We start from the raw sequence: 16,803 nt of genomic DNA, 5'->3' as shown, positions 1-16,803 counted from the left end.
CTGATATCGCAATTCAGAAGAATACCGCCAGAAAACGCTTCTGGCGGTAAGTGTGTTATACCGGATACACCGGGTGTTTTTTTGGCGGCATCGGAATGGTTTTTGAAGCATAGTACTCAAAGCGGCTGATCAATACATCTCTCAGCTCATCAGGTTCTACAATATCGTCAATAATAAGTTCTGATGCAAGTCTGTATATATCGATTTCTTCCTGATACTCTTTGTGCTTTTCCTGTGCAAAAGCGATTTTTTCTTTCGGATCTTCAATGTCCTGAATTTTATTCGAATACACTGCATTGACTGCAGCTTCAGGTCCCATTACTGCGATTTGGGCAGACGGGAGTGCAATACAGCAATCCGGTTCAAAAGCAGGACCTGCCATTGCATATAATCCTGCACCGTACGCTTTTCGTACAACTACAGAAATTTTTGGCACAGTCGCGGAACTCATCGCAGAAATTAACTTTGCACCGTGACGGATGATGCCTGCCCGTTCAACCTTTGTCCCGATCATAAAGCCAGGAACATCAGCAAGGAACAATAACGGAATATTGAACGCATCGCACAGCTGGATGAACTTTGCACCTTTATCAGCTGAGTCTACAAATAACACGCCTCCCTTTGCCTTTGGCTGGTTGGCAATGATCCCTACCGGTTTCCCGTTCATTCTGGCAAAACCTGTGATCAGTTCAGGTGCAAACAACTTTTTAATTTCAAAGAAACTGCCCTCATCGATCAGTGTATCAATGGCTTCATACATGTTAAACGGCGCATTCTGGTTTGCGAGGATCAGGCCTGATAATTCTTTATCACTTTGCTTCGCCCGCGCTTCTTTTACGGGAATCTCACCTTCGAAGTTTAATGGAAAATAGCTTAAGTAATTGACCGCATGTTCAATCGCTTCCTCTTCATCTTTAGCAAGGACATCACCACAACCACTTACTGAGCAATGCATCCTTGCGCCACCCATCTCTTCAAGTGACACTTTTTCACCGATGACTTTTTCAGCCATTCTCGGTGAACCGAGATACATGGATGCATTCCCCTCCACCATAATCACGATGTCACAGAATGCGGGGATATATGCACCACCGGCAGCTGAAGGTCCAAAAAGAAGGCAGATCTGAGGGATCGTCCCTGACAGCCTCACCTGATTGTGGAAAATCCGCCCTGCCCCGCGGCGGTTAGGGAACATATCAAGTTGATCAGTGATTCTTGCACCCGCTGAATCCACCAGATAAAGCATTGGAACACGCAACTTTTCAGCTGTCTCCTGAATGCGGATAATTTTTTCAACTGTTCTCGCGCCCCATGATCCGGCTTTTATCGTTGAATCATTTGCCATAATACATACAGGACGCCCTTCAACCAGTCCTGTACCTGTAATGACACCGTCAGCAGGAAGGTCTCCCGCATTAAAGTTTGCAAACATTGCATCTTCCTTAAAAGAACCTTCATCTACCAGATGCTCTATTCTTGTACGTGCAAACATTTTCCCCTGTTCGCTGAGTTTTTCATGATACTTAGGCTTCCCGCCTTTTTTAATCGTATCCCTTGCTTCTTTCAGCCTGTTTTGAATTGTCTCAGATTGCATAATCCCTCTCTCCTTTCCTGATTATTCAAGTACGAGCAGTGTGTCACCTTCATTTACAAAATCCCCTGCGTTTACTTTAACCTCACTTACTTTACCAGCTGTTTCTGCTTCCACAGGGATCTCCATCTTCATCGATTCAAGCATCATTACAGCCTGACCATTTTCAATTTCATCTCCCTGATTTACCAATACCTGCAGAACTGTTCCTGCCATTGTTGAAGTAATCTGTGTCATTTTCATCATTCTCCTTTAATTTTCGTTAATGTTTGTGTGTGGTATTTCCCGTCCATGAATTCAGCTGAATCAAGCACGGCTTTATGAACAGGTATATTTGTCTTAACACCCTCGACTTTTATTGAATCGATTGCCTGTCTTGCCTGACTGATACAGGACTGTCTTGAATCCGCAGTCACGATAAATTTGGCGATCATCGGATCATAATATGGTGTGACTTTATTTGATTCTCTGTACCCTTCGTCTACTCTGATACCTTCGCCTTCAGGAAACTCCAGTTTTTCAAGCGTGCCGGGTGAAGGATAGAACGTTTTCGGGTCCTCAGCATAAATTCTAAATTCAATTGAATGGCCCTGCTGCTGAATATCTTCCTGGCTGAGAACAGGGATCTTTTCGTTAAATGCAGTCAGGATCTGCCACTCTACAAGATCAATTCCGGTCACTTCTTCAGTTACCGGATGCTCAACCTGCAGGCGTGTGTTCATTTCAAGAAAGTACGGATTCTCATCTGCATCGAGAATACACTCAATCGTACCCGCATTTTTATAATTCACTGCTTCAGCAGCCCGGACTGCAAGTTCATACAGCTTATCCTTAGCCGGCTGAGTGAGTGATGGTGATGGTGATTCTTCAATCACTTTCTGATTCCGTCGCTGGATCGAACAGTTACGTTCAAACAGATGAAAAACTTTTCCTTCCGCATTCCCAAAGATCTGTACTTCAATGTGTCGTGCTTTCGGGATGTATTTTTCAATAAATAATTTACCTGAACCAAAATATGTCTGGGAGCGTTTGATCGTCGGTTCAAAATGCTGAGTGAGCGCTTGCTCATTATCACACAGCACCATTCCGACACCGCCTCCACCGCTGCTCGCCTTCAGCATAACCGGATAACCAATTCTGCCTGCTTCTCTACAGGCATCTTCAAGCGTCATGGATTCACTTTCATACCCTGGCACGACAGGAACACCTGCTTCAGCCACTGTCTTTCTCGCTTCAATTTTATCTCCCATTTTCCTCAGGACTGAAGAGGACGGACCAATAAAAATGTATCCCTCTTTTTCAATACGCTCGGCAAAGTCGGCGTTTTCAGAGAGCAGGCCATAACCGGGATGAATCGCATCAACTTTTTCTATTGCAGCAATTTCAAGCAGCCTTTCAATATGTAAATAAGACTGGGCAACCGGTGGCGGGCCTACATGCAGAGCAGTATCAGCTGCCTGGACGTATGGGAGGTCCTTATCTGCATCAGAGTATACAGCAACTGTTTCAATATCCATCCGTCTGCATGTTTTGATAATTCTCAGTGCAATTTCACCGCGATTTGCAATCAGTATTTTTCTCATATGAATCCCCCTTCTGTTTATTTTTCCCCATCCCACATTCTATTGTAAACGCTTTCTAAGTAAATGTGCAGAATTTTTTGACCCGTTGCGATATAATATAGTCAGAAACTGCTTAAAGCGGTTACATGATCATATTAGAAAATTGATAGGAGTGTCCGGAATGTCATTTAAAGTGGAAAATTTAAAAATCAATTACAAAACTCTTGAAGAGTTTAATAAGTTTCGGGAAGTTGGCGTACAGGAGCTGTCAATGAAAGAAGAACTCGAAACAAATATGGTGGAAAACGATAGTGAATCACCTTTCTATGGGATCTACCTCGGCAATAAGTTAGTTGCGAGAATGAACCTATACAAAAGAGATGCAAGATTTGACCAGTACTTCGAGCCGCCTCAGAATTATCTCGAGCTATGGAAAGTAGAAGTGCTGCCGGGCTATCAGAAAAAAGGCTACGGATCTAAAATGGTAGAGTTCGCTAAAAGCTTTGGCCTGCCAATCAAAACGAACCCGAGAGTTAACTCAACTGAATTCTGGGAGAAGATGGGCTTCGAACGCGTAACTTATGACCTGGAGCGGGACCTTGGAGAAAACCCGATGGTCTGGTACCCTGAAGGTGTAACAGAACAAGTTCATGAATAATGAGGTAAAGGCTGAGACAGTAGTCTCAGCCTTTATATATCTAATAATGATCTGATGATTCATTCACTGCCTTTTTATCCATTCTGAACAGATTACCGTTTGGTTCCATCTTAAATACACTCGAAGACCTCTCAGCATCCTCTGATCCAAGCTTTCTCGCTTTTTCAATTAAATAGAGCAGTGCATGATAATCTTCCTTCAGTTGGGAGATTTGTTCTCTCAGGAATTCATTGTCTTTTTCCAGCCGTTCACGCTCTTTTTCTGTTTCTTTGATTTTCAGCTCAAGCTCCTCATCCGGCTGTTGGGTTTCAAGTCTTGAGATCCACTGGTTCATTCTTTGTAATAGCTGTTCGGCTGACCAGTCATTATGTTTTACTGTATTCTTTTTCTCTTCTTCTCTTCTTTTAGCGTACCTAGTTCTCTTAGCATCTGAGATCTGTTTCTGGCATTCTTTCCTCAGGCAGGAGTTCCACCTGAATCCGCATGCTGCAGGCGTTCTGTTCAGTTCAATTGCAACTTCCTCAAACGCATTCAGCTGGGTGCTGCCCTCTTCAATATGTGTCAGCACTTTTTCCTTTAATAACTGATCTTCTTTGGATGTCCATCCGTCCTGTCTGAATTTCACAATGATTCCCCCAGTCATCTCATTCTTTTTACTACTTTCTGAATCTACTGATATCTTATGCTTCAATATAAAAAAATAGACATAAAAAATACGAAAAACGTATTTTTTATGTCTATTTTTTATATATTTAGCATTGTTAAAATCGGCTGTTGATTTCCGCTCCAGGGGGACGCTTTCCGCATGAGCCGTCTTGTGGCTCCGATTCAATCGGACCTCTTCAGCTCGGGGCGCTTGCGGAGTCTCACCTGTCCGACTTCTCCTGCTGGAGGCGCCCCCTTCCGCTGCAATCAGCAGCTGTGCTAAAACAATTTTTATCTTTAACATAATTATTTGTTTAAGAACTTCTCCACCGCTTCATGATGTTCGTCTTTTTCCCAAAGGACTGAGCATTCATGAATCTCGCTTTCCATTCGGTCCCGCAGATCACCTGAAGCCCATTTTCTGTTTAGCATTTTTTTGTATGCTGATAAAACAGGGCCGGTTTTTTTAAATACATCTTTAAACAGATCAATCATGTCTTCAGCAGATGATGCGCTGACTGTCTGATCAATGAATCCCAGCTCTTTTAACGTTTCTTCAGAGTGAATTTTCGCTTCAGTCAATAGACGGAATGCCTGATTTGACGGAAGTCTCTCATATAATAAGGTACCACCGCCCCATCCTGTTGTGATGGCAAGGTTCCCCTGAACGAATCCCATTTTCACACCTGGCCGGGCAATTCTGTAGTCACAGGCAGTCGCAATTTCACATCCTCCCCCGATCGCAGTTCCGTTAATAAATGCAACAGTCACTTTGTTAAGTGTAGCAACTCTGTATAGAATCCCTCCCATTTTTGAGAGCATTTTATAAGACTCTTTCTGTGTTTTCAGCTTATGAAACTCCTGAAGATCCCCTCCAGAGCAGAATGCTTCATCTCCTTTACCTGTAATAATGAGCGCTTTAATAGCATTATTATGTTCCGCTTCTCTTACAGCTTTCTCGAGTCCATCCATAACCTCATTGTTCACAGCATTTCTTTTATCCGGCCTGTCAATTGTAAAAATCAGTGCGTGATTTTTTTTATGAATCATATACCCCATGTCCGAATCCCCTTTACCTGAATCTGTTCATCATTGTAACACGGGATGTTCATAATCTGTATCCTGTTTTTAAGTCTTTCAGACGCAAAAAAACCTGCAAAGGGCCATGGTCCCTCTTGCAGGTTTTCAGCAGAAGTTATTATTTTCCTACAACTTCTTTGCCTTTATAAGTTCCGCACGCTTTACACACGCGGTGAGAAAGCTTCATTTCTCCACAGTTAGAGCACTCTACCATACCTGGTACAGATAACTTGAAATGCGTACGACGCTTTCTTTTAGCGGTTTTCGATGTTCTTCTAAATGGTACTGCCATGTTTCCCACCTCCTTAAAGAGAGTGATTGTAAAATGAACCAGAGGTCCAGTTTTTACGGGTTATTTTTTTTCGTCAAAAAATTTCGCAAGATCAGCAAGTCTCGGGTCTGCTGCAGGCTCTTCCTGCTGCTCTTCTTCTCTTGCTTCTTCAAGCTCTTCCTCAGATAAAACTTCCCAGCCTTTTCCACTGTCCATGCCTTCTTCTTTCATGGCTTTATCACTAAAGACCTGAAGTGGCACAAGTGTCAGCAGAATTTCTTCAATGACCGGACGAAGATTAATGACTTCACCTTCCGGCTCATGTACTTCTTCATTCAACTCTTCATCCACATAAGATGAATTAAGAATAAAAGTTTCCACTGTCTGAAGAGAAACAGGGTATGCTACATCTACAAGTGTTCTCGCACAAGGCAGTGTAAGTGTTGTTTCGATCTGAAGATGAAACGTTATTCTCGACGAACTGATATCACCGCGTCCTGTAATATGAACAGGGCTGACCTGTCTGATATCACGATGGCGTTCTGTCAGTTCATTCATGTCTACCGTTTCGTCGATCCTGAAGTCTTCATTGCGATATTTCTGCAGCTGAATGATTGACCATTTCATCTGTCATCACCTCAAGGCACAAAGTAGATTATATTCCCTGTATAAAGGAATGTCAAGATTTTTTCTTTACAACTGAAAGTACCGGCCTGAAAGTATTTACGGTTTAAGTTGCACAATAAAAGACCGGTTGCTTTTACCGGCCGAAACTACATACTATTATAACGCAAATCAGTTAGAATATAAAGGTATAGTTATTACTTTCCCAATAATAAGCAGAAATTTTTTTCGAAAGGAATGATTGATATGAAAGCCTGCGGAATTGTTGTCGAATATAACCCTTTTCATAATGGTCATCTATTACACGCACAACAATCACGTCAGAAAACAGACAGTGACCTTGTCATTGCAGTGATGAGTGGGAACTTCCTGCAAAGAGGAGAACCCGCCATTTTACCAAAACAGGAACGTGCTGAAATGGCCCTGAGATCCGGTGTGGATATTGTTTTTGAATTACCTTATCACTTTGCAGTACAGCATGCATCAATTTTTGCTGAAGGTGCCGTGAAACTGCTTCACGCTGCAGGATGCAGTTCAATCTGTTTCGGCAGTGAAAACGGCCGGATCGAACCGTTTCTCGATCAGCTGAAGCTTGAAAAAGAGCAGCATGACTCTCTGCAGGAAGCGATCCGCGAACAGATGAAGCTTGGTATAAGTTATCCCTCAGCAGCCGCTCGCGGTTACAGACAGCTGTTTGAACATAAAGCAGGACTTGATCTGTCAAGACCGAACAATATGCTTGGATATCAATATATAAAAGCTGCTGATTTATTCTCATCTGTCATGACACCTTACACTATTAAAAGAACTGCTTCCGAGTATCATGACGAAACACTGCATGAGACTTACATTTCCAGTGCAACATCAATCAGAAAAAAAGTTCTTGAGGAAGGACTCAGCACAGTGAAAAAACATGTTCCTGAAGCAACTTTTCTCATGACAGAAGCATACATAAATAACGGGGGCCAGCTGATGAGCTGGGAACCATACTGGCCATTTATCCAGCATACGCTCCTGACGTCCTCCCCCCAGTCACTGAAAGATATATATGAAATGGAAGAAGGGATTGAATACAGACTGATTGCTGCAGCTGCAAGCAGCAGTTTTCATGAGTTTATGCACCAGGTGAAAACAAAACGGTATACGTGGACTAGAATTCAACGGATTTTAACACATCTGTTAACAAAAACACTGAAAACTGACGTGCAGCAAAACAGCTCGCCTTCCTACCTCAGAATGCTTGGAATGACAGGAAAGGGCAGGGAATATTTAAATATACACAAAAATGATTTTGCGCTACCGGTTATCAGTAAGCTGAGCCGGAAACATGAGGAGTTATGTGCAATTGATATCAGAGCATCCAGAACATATGCAATGGGATTTTCAGATCCTATATACAGACAAAAAATGATCAGCAGAGACTATACAGCACCGCCGGTTATTTTATAAATGAAAAGAGGCTGGGACATTATAAAAATTGTCTCAGCCTCTAATCGTTTCACTGCGCTTCAGGCGGAAGCTTTCCGGACGGCGGTCGCTGAGCCTCCTCGCCTTCGGCTGTGGGGTCTCAGCTGTCCCGCTAATCGTCCCGGAGTCACCGCCTTACGCTCCGTTCCACTAAGATTTATTTCAATAAAAAGTAATTCAAACAACAAATATCATCTTTTTGTCTCAGGCTCAAGATTTATAGAGAATTTAAATATTCTAATGCATCGCTGAATTCTTTTACAGGAACAATCTCCATATCAGTTCCAATACTTTCTGCAGTTTCAACAGCAGCTTCGTAATTCGACTTCAGTTCAGGATTATTTTCTTGCACATCTTCAGGTAATTCATCATCAGGCGCAAAGAAAATTTCAATTCCGTCTTTATCCGCTGCTACCACTTTCTGTTCAATCCCCCCGATTCTCCCTACCGTCCCATCGGATGAGATTGTACCGGTTCCTGCAACCATTTTACCTGAAGTCAGATCCTCTTCAACAAGCTGATCATAAATTTCAAGTGAATACATCAGTCCTGCTGACGGTCCTCCAATATCTCCTGCATTTATTTCTACCTCCGGATCAGTATTTAACTCGATATCATCTGCAAGCGAGATTCCCATCCCGACCCGATTATTATTATCAGGAAATTCAGCAAGTGTAAGCTGGTCCGCTAATTCTTCCCCATCTCTTTCAACCACTAAAGAAATTGAATCACCTGCTTCTTTTTCAGAAACATAATCAATGAATTGTTCCGAAGATTCCAGTTGGATATCATCGACTTCAATAATCCGGTCACCAGCCTCTAATACGCCTTCTGCAGGCATCCCCGGAAAAACATTTAAAACATAAATCCCATTATATATATATTCAAACTCGGCTCCGGCTTCTTTGAACGCTACTTCTATCGCGTTCGCTGCCGAATTATCCATTAGAAACAGCTGCCTGACATCATATTCCTCCTCACTCTCATGAGGGTTTCTGACATCTTCTATTTTAAAAATCTCCTGGTAATCACTAAAATATGCCCACGCATATGCAAAAACGTTTGCCTGTACCTGAGAAACTGTCATTAATGAAAAGTCACCTTCGCTCTCTGTTCCATCCGTTACTTCTACAATGTCATCAAGTGCGAATGCACTTCCAGGCTTTTGAATATAGTAGGGCAGCGTATAAAAACTCAGGAACACTGAAATGATCATGATGATCAGTAGTATAACCATTGATTTTTTATTCATGTCTAAGCTCCTTCCAGCGTTCAATTTCCTTTAAAATATCCGGCAAAGCAGCTTCTGCAGCTTCTTCACCAAGTTGAATGATTTGTTTGGCATACTGAAAAGATTTACTGCTGAACTGCTCAACTTTCGGGGAGATCAGAATATCTGCTCCTGTCATTTTCAAATGAACAATCTCCGTCTGCAAAATATCAATGCTTTGAATAATGACATCGTAAATCGTATTGATTTCAGCATGCTTTTTTACTTGTGATACATCTACTCCTATTACAAGATCTGCACCCATATCTTTTGCGACAGAGGCGGGGACACGGTCAATTACACCGCCATCAACAAGTAATTTACCATCAATTTTTTCCGGCACAAAAATCCCGGGTATCGCAGTACTCGCTCTGACGGCCCTGTCTATGGGTCCGGATGTAAAAATAACCTTTTCAGCATTTACAATATCTGTTGCAATAATTGATAATGGAATATTCAGTTCTTCAATTTTCTTACCGTGTGTAAACAGCTTAACAAACTGTCTGAATTTCTCTCCTGCTATAAAACCCATTTTCGGTACCGTCAGATCCATAAAATACTTGCTTCTGAATGTATCAGCAAGTCTCTCAAGATCCTCTATACTCTGCCCGGCACAATATAAAGCCCCAACTAATGAACCCATACTGCTGCCGGCTACATACTCAATCTTAATATTTTCACGCTCCAGCACTTTTAATACGCCCAGATGTGCAAAACCTCTTGATCCGCCAGACCCAAGCGCCAATCCTATTTTCGGATTCACCTTTATCACACCCCTAACCGGCAGTTCTACCCTTCACTTTGCATCATACAATCACTATACAGTTAATTTTAGCACTGCCCCGCTATAAAAAGAACTAATCACACCGTAACGGAGCCGATTCAGATGAAATTCAGAGAACATATCATTTCATTCATGTTCTTACTATTTTTTGTATTTATGCTATCCTATCCGATGTCATCCATTGATGCTGCAATGCGCGGAATCCGGCTTTTTACTGATATTATCTTTCCATCACTTTTTCCATTTTTTGTTCTTACCGCTTTACTCCCTTATATTCCGTGGGTGAATTTATTTGCATCTTATATTTCTCCTGTAACAAGAAAACTTTTTAACGTTTCAGGTTACGGGGCAATCGTATTCTTCAGTGGATCTGTATCAGGATTTCCAACCGGTGCAAAAATGACTGCAGATCTTCTCGAAAAAAATAAAATCAGTATAGCTGATGCCAGGCGTCTGATCTGTTTTACCAACGGGGCAAGTCCAATGTTTTTAATCGGTGCAGTCGCAGGGGGCATGATGAATCAGCCAACCCTGGGCAGCGTTTTATTTTTATGCCATCTAACTGGAAATATCATCATAGGAATCACAGCCGGAAAATACATAAAAGGTCCTTCTTTTCATACAGATCTGAGTGAAAGAGAGCCTGCTGATTTTCTTGCTTTATTCAGGGAATCGATCGCATCATCCGTCAGACAGCTTCTGACAGTCGGCGGTCTGATTGTATTTTTTTCTGTTCTGATTGAATCATGTAATCAGCTTTTGGAGGAAATATATACTGGTACACACCAGGTGAGAGTCAATCTGTTTATCTCTGGTTTATTGGAACTCTCAAATGGTGCAGAATCAGCAGCCTCTGCTTCATCCACTTACATGGCTGCGATCCTTATTCTTTCAATGACTTCATTCAGCGGTTTGTGTATACATATGCAGATTGTATCTTTCATCAGCCATCTCCCTATTTCCTATAAGTCATACCTGTATTCCAGACTGCTTCATGCAGTGATTTCACCGCTGCTTTTTGTCATTTACACGATCATTTTTCCGCTCAACCTGGATTCACCTGCAGTAAAAGAAGCCATTGCTCCATTGGAATACGGGATGACAACTTCACAGTTCATTACACTTTCTCTGATTGCATTTGGCATACTCACTTCTCTATTGACGTTTCGCACAGAAAAGTCCCGGTTTTAGCCGGGACTTTTATTATTTCACCATATACTTCTGTCTCAGCGCTTCTTCAACTTCAGCCGGTACAAGCTCAGAAATATCCCCACCGTAACGTGCGACTTCTTTTACTATACTCGAGCTCAGGAAAGAATATTGATTATTAGTCATGATAAAAAAGGTTTCGAGATCATTATGTAACACCCTATTCATAGAAGTGATCTGCATTTCATATTCAAAGTCTGATACAGCGCGCAATCCTCTGATGATCACATTAGCACCGACTTCTCTCGCATAATCCACCAGCAGCCCCTGATAAGAGTCCACTTTTATATTTGGAAGATCTTTTGTAACAGACCTGATTAATTCCATTCTTTCTTCTACTGAAAATGCAGGTTTTTTTGAAGAATTATTGAGCACTACGATATGTAACTCATCAAAGTTTTTTGCCCCGCGTGAAATAATATCCAAATGTCCCAGTGTAATGGGATCAAAGCTTCCCGGACATACTGCTTTACGCTTCATTCGTCTCTTCCTCTCTTGTTTCAAGCTGATAAATTGAAATCCCTGTTGTCCCGTAGATTTCATATTTTACTCTGATAAAGTCACCATTTACTTCAGGTGTTGTTGTATTCGCGTCATGCTCACACATGACGATCCCTGTATTCGACAGCATTTCCTGTTCGTTAATAAAAGTCAAATATGTGTCAATCTGTTTATTTTTATATGGCGGATCAAGAAAGATAAGTTTAAATTGTATCTCTCTTTTCGCAACCGCTTTCAATGCCCGTTCCGCATCATTACGGTAGACTTCGGATTGATTTTCATACGAACACTTCCCGATATTATCTTTTATCGTCTGAAAAGCTTTTCGATCTTTATCTACAAAGATCATATGATCAAGACCTCTGCTCAACGCTTCAAGCCCGAGGTTCCCGCTTCCGGCAAACAGATCAAGTCCGACACCGCCATCAAAATAAGGACCAATCATATTAAATATAGATTCTTTCACTTTATCAGTTGTTGGTCTTGTATTAGTTCCCGGTACTGCCTGAAGGTGAATGCCTCTTTTGTCTCCAGAAATTATTCTCATATTATCACCACGATTTCGAATTCTATTTGCCAATATATGATAAAGAGTCACACATTTCGTTCCTATGCTACCATAATTGCCTGCTGACCGCTATGAGATACGCTGATTTTTACAGAAAATAAGCCGGCACAAATGGCCGGCTTATTTCGTCAAATGTATTTGCTGATCTTTTTCTACTGAAAGTAATAAAAACTTCTGAACCCATCTTTCCTGAATATACAGCTGGCTGTTCATACTGATGACTGGTGGAGACATCAGATCATATCCGGAGCCGTTATATCTGAAGGATGCTTCATCAGGATAGAATGTATAACTGCTGTCACCAGAGGCTGTTACACTTCCCGCTTCATGCTGCACAGCATACCCCAGATTTTCCAGTAGTGGCAGAAGGGTATAATACGATTCATTTTCTGAATCTATTCTATATGCATTTTCAAGCAGCTCCCCGTTCAATGTGATCTCACGAGAATCAATAACTGAAAGTGGTATATAAGCATCTGATGCTGCATTTAATTTAAAAAATTCAGTCTTTCCTTTTATTAGATCAGACAGTTTCTGATCAAGGTCAGCTGCCGACAGACTGTTTCTTTTTTTATGAAGCCATTGTTCCCATTCAGTCAGCTTACTTTTTGACAAAGCAGATCTGACTGCCTGATCAGCAAATTTTGCTTTTTCAGAATCAGTTTCCCCACTTAATAATTGCAACAGTACATAATCAATCACGAATTGGGACTCACCTGACAAACCATAAGATTTTTTCATCACGTGCTCATTGATCTGCTTAGTCAGAGCATCAGGATCATTCAGATTATTGATAATAATAAAGTCATTTGAATCTTCAACTGCATAATAATCTGTTACTACTGCTGTAAAAGGAAAGTCTGCAGCGTAGTCAGAAAGAGATAACTCAGGTAACGTATCTGATGGTGAGAATACAGTCTGCCCCGGTCCGGTTAAGCCTGGATACAATTGTCCAGGCACCCACATCAGCTCCCCTTCATTTCCATGATGACTGTAAGATGAAAACCGTATAAGTTCCAGCTGTGAATTGCCATTAAACGGCAGGCTTGAGATCCACGTGCCTTCAGATTGATAAGACTCTGTTATATGAATAGATGTTGACTCTACTTCAGTTCCTCTGAGCTTAGCACTCCAGTTTTTAAGCAATTCAGGCGTACCAGGCAATATGGTCTGCAGCGTATAAGTCAATGTGACTGAAGTTTCTTCTCCGGCAATTACTTTATCCATGTTCTCAGAAACCCGTCCACATTCTTCCTTACATGGTACAGGGGCAGCAAACTCAGGCCAGTCAATTAAAAATTCAGCATCAGGTAACCCGTCAATCATTTGCGAGACCGTTATGACACTGGGTGTTATATTTACATCGAGCGTTTGTGATACTAGAACTTTTTCATCCGATGCAGCGGCGGAGTCATAACCTGTCCACTGGAAATACAAAAGGCCTGCAGCTGCTGTCATCAATAGAAGTGTAAAAAAAGATAATGCCCATTTCATCTCATCACATCCCGCATATTTGATAAAACTATTATACGGCATGTAGTCTTAAAGTTCTATTATTTTTATTCGAAAATGTTAGGTATATTTAACCCATGTCAATAAAATCATGCAATGTGCCTTCTATTTCCATGTTTTCAACGATCATGTCGATATCAGGCAGGTCATCAAATTGCTCCAATTCATTCTTAAGTTCATCAAGTGTTAATTCTTTTAACTCTTCCTGTTTAGCAAGTTCAATAACCCCATAAGCCGCTAAAGCTGTAACGATGGCAGCAACAATCCATCCTTCATCTTTAAAATCCACTTTCTGTTCCCCTGCAGGCAAAAAATACACGATGATTAAAACAACTACCAATACAATCACTGCAATATGCACGTCGACCACCCCGGATCATCGAATTTTATCCCTTCATGAAAGCTTAAAAAGAAAACTTATGATACATTAGGTATATAAAATTTTATAAGCAGGTGACAGAATGATTCAGCGTTTTATTGAACTTGGCGAAGGATACGCAGACATTTATGAGCTGTTGGATTTGATCCGTTATAATAAGGAGCGCGCTTCACGTCTTGCTGTCTTACATACGGTAATAAATGACAGAAAAGTCGTGTCTCCGGCTCTGATTATGAAGAAAACTGAAATGGGTAATTTCCAGGCAATTTATATTTCCAGAGAGGGCATTCCTGATCTTGAGGACCCTTCTGAACGACTAAAACTGATTGAGTCAGCAGCTTCTGAATCCGGTATTCCGATTGTACATCTTGAAGTACAGCCTTCAGCCGTCTTCGGTGAGACTGAGCTTTATTTCCAGCATTTAATCGGCATACTCAGAATGAATCGATATATCGCACCACTCTCATAAAACCGGATACAAAAAAGGCGGAGCCTATGCCCGCCTTTTTTTAATTGTCAAAGACCCATTTTATAGTCGTACTCTTTTGCTTTATCCGGTCTTGCATTTTCATATTCTGTTTTAACAAACGGTCTTAATGAAACATCCACTTTTTTCACATAGGAATAGTTGGAGAGCTTCTCTGTCAATTTTTCAATTTCACTCTGATTACAGTATAATAATACATATTTCATTTTTCTGGATACGTAATGCACATTCCCAAAGCGCCTTAATGTTTTAGCGTGCTTTAAGCTGTGCAGCCATACGATCAATCCTTGACGCTCTGTCAGCATAGTCATTACCTCACTCATTATTCTTATACAGAATTGTAGCATATCCCATGCCACTCCGGCAATGAAAGGAAGCGCTTATATGGATGTGAATGACATTTGGGAGAAATTTATCTCCTTATTGCATGATGAACCCGGTATGATTCAGGCAGAGTGGAAGAAATCCGCCGGTATACCTTTTTTGTATTTGAAAACAATTAAAACCGATCGAAATGAAGTTGAACATATGATAAAAAAGTGTGCAGTCAGGGCGATGCGGGGGAAACGGCTGAATGCTGAAACTGTATTTGTCAGGTCTGCTCATGAACAATGGGTGTACCGCCACCGTTTTTATGTTCCGCTTGAGAAAATGTTCTGCTGCGGAAATTTATGCAGTGACTGTATCAGGTTCAGGTGAGCTTATGTTTGTGCGCCGCCACCCTGGCGTGCTAACATTAAATTGTGAAATATTTGTATAAGGGAGGATTTGAAATGGGAAAGAAAACGAACATCGGTCTTGCACTCGCTGCATCAGGTGCAGCAATCTGGGCTGGTACAAAAATGACATCAAAGCCTGTAAAAAGACAAACAAAACCATTCTTTGAAGGTGAAAAACCACGTATTTTTGCTCATCGCGGCGGTGCAGCCCTGGCACCTGAAAGTTCACTAGCTGCTTTTAAAAATGCTGCTGAACTGGGCGTTGATGGTTTTGAAATTGATATCAGAATGACCAAAGATGAAGAACTGATTGTATTCCATGATCAATTTATCGACAGAACGACAAATGGTTCAGGAAGAGTTTCAGACTACACGCTTTCCGAGCTCAAGGAATTTGATCTTGGTTACCATTTCAGAGACCTTCAGGGCGAACAGACATATAGAGGAAAAGATGAAAAAATCCTCAGCCTCAAAGAAGCGCTTGAAGCGTTTCCGGATCATCTCTTTAATATTGATATGAAAGAAGATCCAGATACTTATGAAGGCAGTCTGATGCCGTCAAAACTATGGCGCCTGATTGAAAAACTTGATGTAATGGACAGAGTACTTGTCACAAGCTTTTATGATGAGCAGATTGACCGATTCTCCCTTTACTCACAGGACCGCGTGGCAATCGGTGCAGGTGAAAATGAAGCACGTAAAGCATTTTCATTATTCCGCAGCGGTTTTGGGCATCTTTATCATCCAAACGCTGACGCGATTCAGATTCCAACAAAGCATAAATCTATTCCACTGGACTCAAAAGGGTTCATTGAATTCCTGACTGCGCTTAACATCCAGGTCGAGTACTGGACTGTAAATGATGTGGAAACAATGGACCGCCTGCTTAGACTTGGTGCGGACGGTATCATTACGGACCGCCCTGACATTGCCATTCAACTTGTTAAAAACGATTAAAAAAAGAACTGGCGCATGCCAGTTCTTTTTTTGATTAAGCTGAGCAGGAGCATCCCCCGCCCGAACCGCAGCCGCCGCTGCATCCGGATTGTGAATCAAAGAATGGATTTCCCGTTGGAATCTTGACATTCTCAGATACTGCATGGCCAATTAAAGCACTGACTTCATCAAGCAGCTGCTGTAACTCATTTTCAGCAACCCTGAATTGTGCGACATTCGGATCCATATCCATATCTCTCTTTGTCTCCCTGATTTCCTTCATTACTCTGCTGTAGTCAGGGTGATACCTTCCAAAGCGCTGCACTTCTTCATACAGCTCCTTCAGATTATTAAATTTATATATTCTATCCATGGACTTACCGGATGATTTAAGTGTACGGTACTTTTCATAGTAATTTTCCAGTGTTTCTGAATGCAGGATTGCTTCAGACAGTTCATCTGAGGCATCAAGCAGCATGATTCTTTCCATCGTAGCTAACATAATCGCACCTCCACTTTTATCATAACATGAAATTCACT

General features: G+C 41.5%; 21 protein-coding genes. 6 read left to right on the top strand and 15 right to left on the bottom strand.

The window, feature by feature from the left end:
• Positions 1-55: 55 nt before the first annotated feature.
• The 3 genes from JOD21_RS05215 to JOD21_RS05205 are packed head-to-tail and all read right to left on the bottom strand — an operon-like array spanning position 56 to position 3,174.
• Entirely contained in the window at positions 56-1,594 is a 1,539-nt protein-coding gene (locus tag JOD21_RS05215) for an acyl-CoA carboxylase subunit beta (RefSeq protein WP_204728607.1), read from the bottom strand.
• Between the two features lie 21 nt (positions 1,595-1,615).
• The gene (locus JOD21_RS05210; RefSeq protein WP_041122536.1) at positions 1,616-1,828 is read right to left on the bottom strand and encodes an acetyl-CoA carboxylase biotin carboxyl carrier protein subunit; all 213 of its coding nucleotides are present in this window, start codon (positions 1,826-1,828) and stop codon (positions 1,616-1,618) included.
• 5 nt (positions 1,829-1,833) lie between these two features.
• Complete coding sequence (locus JOD21_RS05205) at positions 1,834-3,174, bottom strand: acetyl-CoA carboxylase biotin carboxylase subunit (protein WP_204728606.1); 1,341 nt, start codon at positions 3,172-3,174, stop codon at positions 1,834-1,836.
• A gap of 160 nt (positions 3,175-3,334) precedes the next feature.
• On the opposite strand from JOD21_RS05205, the gene JOD21_RS05200 reads away from it, so the two are divergent.
• A complete protein-coding gene (locus tag JOD21_RS05200) occupies positions 3,335-3,811 on the top strand; it encodes an N-acetyltransferase (RefSeq protein WP_041122310.1) in 477 nt (158 codons plus the stop codon).
• 40 nt (positions 3,812-3,851) lie between these two features.
• Here JOD21_RS05200 and JOD21_RS05195 read toward each other — a convergent pair whose 3' ends face one another.
• The 4 genes from JOD21_RS05195 to JOD21_RS05180 all read right to left on the bottom strand — a co-directional run bounded on the left by JOD21_RS05195 (position 3,852) and on the right by JOD21_RS05180 (position 6,434).
• Positions 3,852-4,436 carry an RsfA family transcriptional regulator gene (locus tag JOD21_RS05195; RefSeq protein WP_204728605.1) on the bottom strand — a complete coding sequence of 195 codons (585 nt, stop codon included), beginning with the start codon at positions 4,434-4,436 and terminating at the stop codon, positions 3,852-3,854.
• Positions 4,437-4,762: 326 nt separating this feature from the next.
• Positions 4,763-5,515, bottom strand: a complete 753-nt coding sequence (locus JOD21_RS05190) for an enoyl-CoA hydratase/isomerase family protein (protein ID WP_204728604.1) — start codon at positions 5,513-5,515, stop codon at positions 4,763-4,765.
• 139 nt (positions 5,516-5,654) lie between these two features.
• Entirely contained in the window at positions 5,655-5,828 is a 174-nt protein-coding gene (gene rpmF, locus JOD21_RS05185) for a 50S ribosomal protein L32 (RefSeq protein WP_039808711.1), read from the bottom strand.
• 60 nt (positions 5,829-5,888) lie between these two features.
• Positions 5,889-6,434: a YceD family protein gene (locus tag JOD21_RS05180; RefSeq protein WP_204728603.1), complete on the bottom strand. Its 546-nt coding sequence runs from the start codon at positions 6,432-6,434 to the stop codon at positions 5,889-5,891.
• Between the two features lie 243 nt (positions 6,435-6,677).
• On the opposite strand from JOD21_RS05180, the gene JOD21_RS05175 reads away from it, so the two are divergent.
• Positions 6,678-7,880 carry a nucleotidyltransferase gene (locus JOD21_RS05175; protein ID WP_204728602.1) on the top strand — a complete coding sequence of 401 codons (1,203 nt, stop codon included), beginning with the start codon at positions 6,678-6,680 and terminating at the stop codon, positions 7,878-7,880.
• Between the two features lie 235 nt (positions 7,881-8,115).
• Here JOD21_RS05175 and JOD21_RS05170 read toward each other — a convergent pair whose 3' ends face one another.
• The gene (locus tag JOD21_RS05170; RefSeq protein WP_204728601.1) at positions 8,116-9,150 is read right to left on the bottom strand and encodes a SepM family pheromone-processing serine protease; all 1,035 of its coding nucleotides are present in this window, start codon (positions 9,148-9,150) and stop codon (positions 8,116-8,118) included.
• Positions 9,143-9,937 (bottom strand): patatin-like phospholipase family protein, encoded by a 795-nt coding sequence (locus JOD21_RS05165; protein ID WP_204728688.1) that lies wholly within the window; start codon positions 9,935-9,937, stop codon positions 9,143-9,145. Before JOD21_RS05165 ends, JOD21_RS05170 begins: the two co-directional genes overlap by 8 nt.
• Before the next feature lie 117 nt (positions 9,938-10,054).
• On the opposite strand from JOD21_RS05165, the gene JOD21_RS05160 reads away from it, so the two are divergent.
• Entirely contained in the window at positions 10,055-11,143 is a 1,089-nt protein-coding gene (locus JOD21_RS05160; protein ID WP_204728600.1) for a hypothetical protein, read from the top strand.
• A gap of 12 nt (positions 11,144-11,155) precedes the next feature.
• On the opposite strand, the gene coaD is transcribed toward JOD21_RS05160, so the two are convergent.
• From coaD to JOD21_RS05140, 4 genes are all read right to left on the bottom strand, one after another.
• The gene (gene coaD, locus JOD21_RS05155) at positions 11,156-11,641 is read right to left on the bottom strand and encodes a pantetheine-phosphate adenylyltransferase (RefSeq protein ID WP_204728599.1); all 486 of its coding nucleotides are present in this window, start codon (positions 11,639-11,641) and stop codon (positions 11,156-11,158) included.
• Complete coding sequence (rsmD, locus tag JOD21_RS05150; RefSeq protein WP_204728598.1) at positions 11,631-12,209, bottom strand: 16S rRNA (guanine(966)-N(2))-methyltransferase RsmD; 579 nt, start codon at positions 12,207-12,209, stop codon at positions 11,631-11,633. Before rsmD ends, coaD begins: the two co-directional genes overlap by 11 nt.
• Before the next feature lie 141 nt (positions 12,210-12,350).
• Positions 12,351-13,724, bottom strand: coding sequence for a hypothetical protein (locus JOD21_RS05145; RefSeq protein WP_204728597.1), 1,374 nt, complete (start codon positions 13,722-13,724; stop codon positions 12,351-12,353).
• An 88-nt stretch (positions 13,725-13,812) separates the two neighbouring features.
• Entirely contained in the window at positions 13,813-14,103 is a 291-nt protein-coding gene (locus JOD21_RS05140) for a hypothetical protein (protein WP_204728596.1), read from the bottom strand.
• A 100-nt stretch (positions 14,104-14,203) separates the two neighbouring features.
• On the opposite strand from JOD21_RS05140, the gene JOD21_RS05135 reads away from it, so the two are divergent.
• Entirely contained in the window at positions 14,204-14,590 is a 387-nt protein-coding gene (locus JOD21_RS05135; RefSeq protein ID WP_204728595.1) for a DUF7147 family protein, read from the top strand.
• A gap of 47 nt (positions 14,591-14,637) precedes the next feature.
• Here JOD21_RS05135 and JOD21_RS05130 read toward each other — a convergent pair whose 3' ends face one another.
• The gene (locus tag JOD21_RS05130) at positions 14,638-14,913 is read right to left on the bottom strand and encodes a YlbG family protein (RefSeq protein ID WP_204728594.1); all 276 of its coding nucleotides are present in this window, start codon (positions 14,911-14,913) and stop codon (positions 14,638-14,640) included.
• 79 nt (positions 14,914-14,992) lie between these two features.
• Between JOD21_RS05130 and JOD21_RS05125 the strand changes: the two genes are divergently transcribed.
• Positions 14,993-15,307 carry a hypothetical protein gene (locus JOD21_RS05125; RefSeq protein ID WP_204728593.1) on the top strand — a complete coding sequence of 105 codons (315 nt, stop codon included), beginning with the start codon at positions 14,993-14,995 and terminating at the stop codon, positions 15,305-15,307.
• A gap of 74 nt (positions 15,308-15,381) precedes the next feature.
• On the top strand, positions 15,382-16,284 hold the full coding sequence (locus JOD21_RS05120; protein ID WP_204728592.1) for a glycerophosphodiester phosphodiesterase family protein: 903 nt from the start codon (positions 15,382-15,384) through the stop codon (positions 16,282-16,284).
• A gap of 34 nt (positions 16,285-16,318) precedes the next feature.
• Here JOD21_RS05120 and JOD21_RS05115 read toward each other — a convergent pair whose 3' ends face one another.
• Complete coding sequence (locus JOD21_RS05115; RefSeq protein WP_204728591.1) at positions 16,319-16,765, bottom strand: YlbF/YmcA family competence regulator; 447 nt, start codon at positions 16,763-16,765, stop codon at positions 16,319-16,321.
• Between the last annotated feature and the right edge of the window lie 38 nt (positions 16,766-16,803).

It is taken from the genome of Jeotgalibacillus terrae (assembly GCF_016908195.1).
Taxonomy (GTDB): domain Bacteria; phylum Bacillota; class Bacilli; order Bacillales; family Jeotgalibacillaceae; genus Jeotgalibacillus; species Jeotgalibacillus terrae.
The sequence above is the reverse complement of the archived record's forward strand: the minus strand, read 5'-3'. Positions and strand labels throughout refer to the sequence as shown.

Excerpts from the sequence above, each read along its gene's own strand:
- JOD21_RS05215 (WP_204728607.1), bottom strand. The coding sequence starts at position 1,594 with ATGCAATCTGAGACAATTCAAAACAGGCTGAAAGAAGCAAGGGATACG.
- JOD21_RS05210 (WP_041122536.1), bottom strand. The coding sequence starts at position 1,828 with ATGACACAGATTACTTCAACAATGGCAGGAACAGTTCTGCAGGTATTG.
- JOD21_RS05205 (WP_204728606.1), bottom strand. The coding sequence starts at position 3,174 with ATGAGAAAAATACTGATTGCAAATCGCGGTGAAATTGCACTGAGAATT.
- JOD21_RS05200 (WP_041122310.1), top strand. The coding sequence starts at position 3,335 with ATGTCATTTAAAGTGGAAAATTTAAAAATCAATTACAAAACTCTTGAA.
- JOD21_RS05190 (WP_204728604.1), bottom strand. The coding sequence starts at position 5,515 with ATGGGGTATATGATTCATAAAAAAAATCACGCACTGATTTTTACAATT.
- rpmF (WP_039808711.1), bottom strand. The coding sequence starts at position 5,828 with ATGGCAGTACCATTTAGAAGAACATCGAAAACCGCTAAAAGAAAGCGT.
- JOD21_RS05180 (WP_204728603.1), bottom strand. The coding sequence starts at position 6,434 with ATGAAATGGTCAATCATTCAGCTGCAGAAATATCGCAATGAAGACTTC.
- JOD21_RS05175 (WP_204728602.1), top strand. The coding sequence starts at position 6,678 with ATGAAAGCCTGCGGAATTGTTGTCGAATATAACCCTTTTCATAATGGT.
- JOD21_RS05170 (WP_204728601.1), bottom strand. The coding sequence starts at position 9,150 with ATGAATAAAAAATCAATGGTTATACTACTGATCATCATGATCATTTCA.
- JOD21_RS05160 (WP_204728600.1), top strand. The coding sequence starts at position 10,055 with ATGAAATTCAGAGAACATATCATTTCATTCATGTTCTTACTATTTTTT.
- coaD (WP_204728599.1), bottom strand. The coding sequence starts at position 11,641 with ATGAAGCGTAAAGCAGTATGTCCGGGAAGCTTTGATCCCATTACACTG.
- rsmD (WP_204728598.1), bottom strand. The coding sequence starts at position 12,209 with ATGAGAATAATTTCTGGAGACAAAAGAGGCATTCACCTTCAGGCAGTA.
- JOD21_RS05145 (WP_204728597.1), bottom strand. The coding sequence starts at position 13,724 with ATGAAATGGGCATTATCTTTTTTTACACTTCTATTGATGACAGCAGCT.
- JOD21_RS05135 (WP_204728595.1), top strand. The coding sequence starts at position 14,204 with ATGATTCAGCGTTTTATTGAACTTGGCGAAGGATACGCAGACATTTAT.
- JOD21_RS05130 (WP_204728594.1), bottom strand. The coding sequence starts at position 14,913 with ATGCTGACAGAGCGTCAAGGATTGATCGTATGGCTGCACAGCTTAAAG.
- JOD21_RS05125 (WP_204728593.1), top strand. The coding sequence starts at position 14,993 with ATGGATGTGAATGACATTTGGGAGAAATTTATCTCCTTATTGCATGAT.
- JOD21_RS05120 (WP_204728592.1), top strand. The coding sequence starts at position 15,382 with ATGGGAAAGAAAACGAACATCGGTCTTGCACTCGCTGCATCAGGTGCA.
- JOD21_RS05115 (WP_204728591.1), bottom strand. The coding sequence starts at position 16,765 with ATGTTAGCTACGATGGAAAGAATCATGCTGCTTGATGCCTCAGATGAA.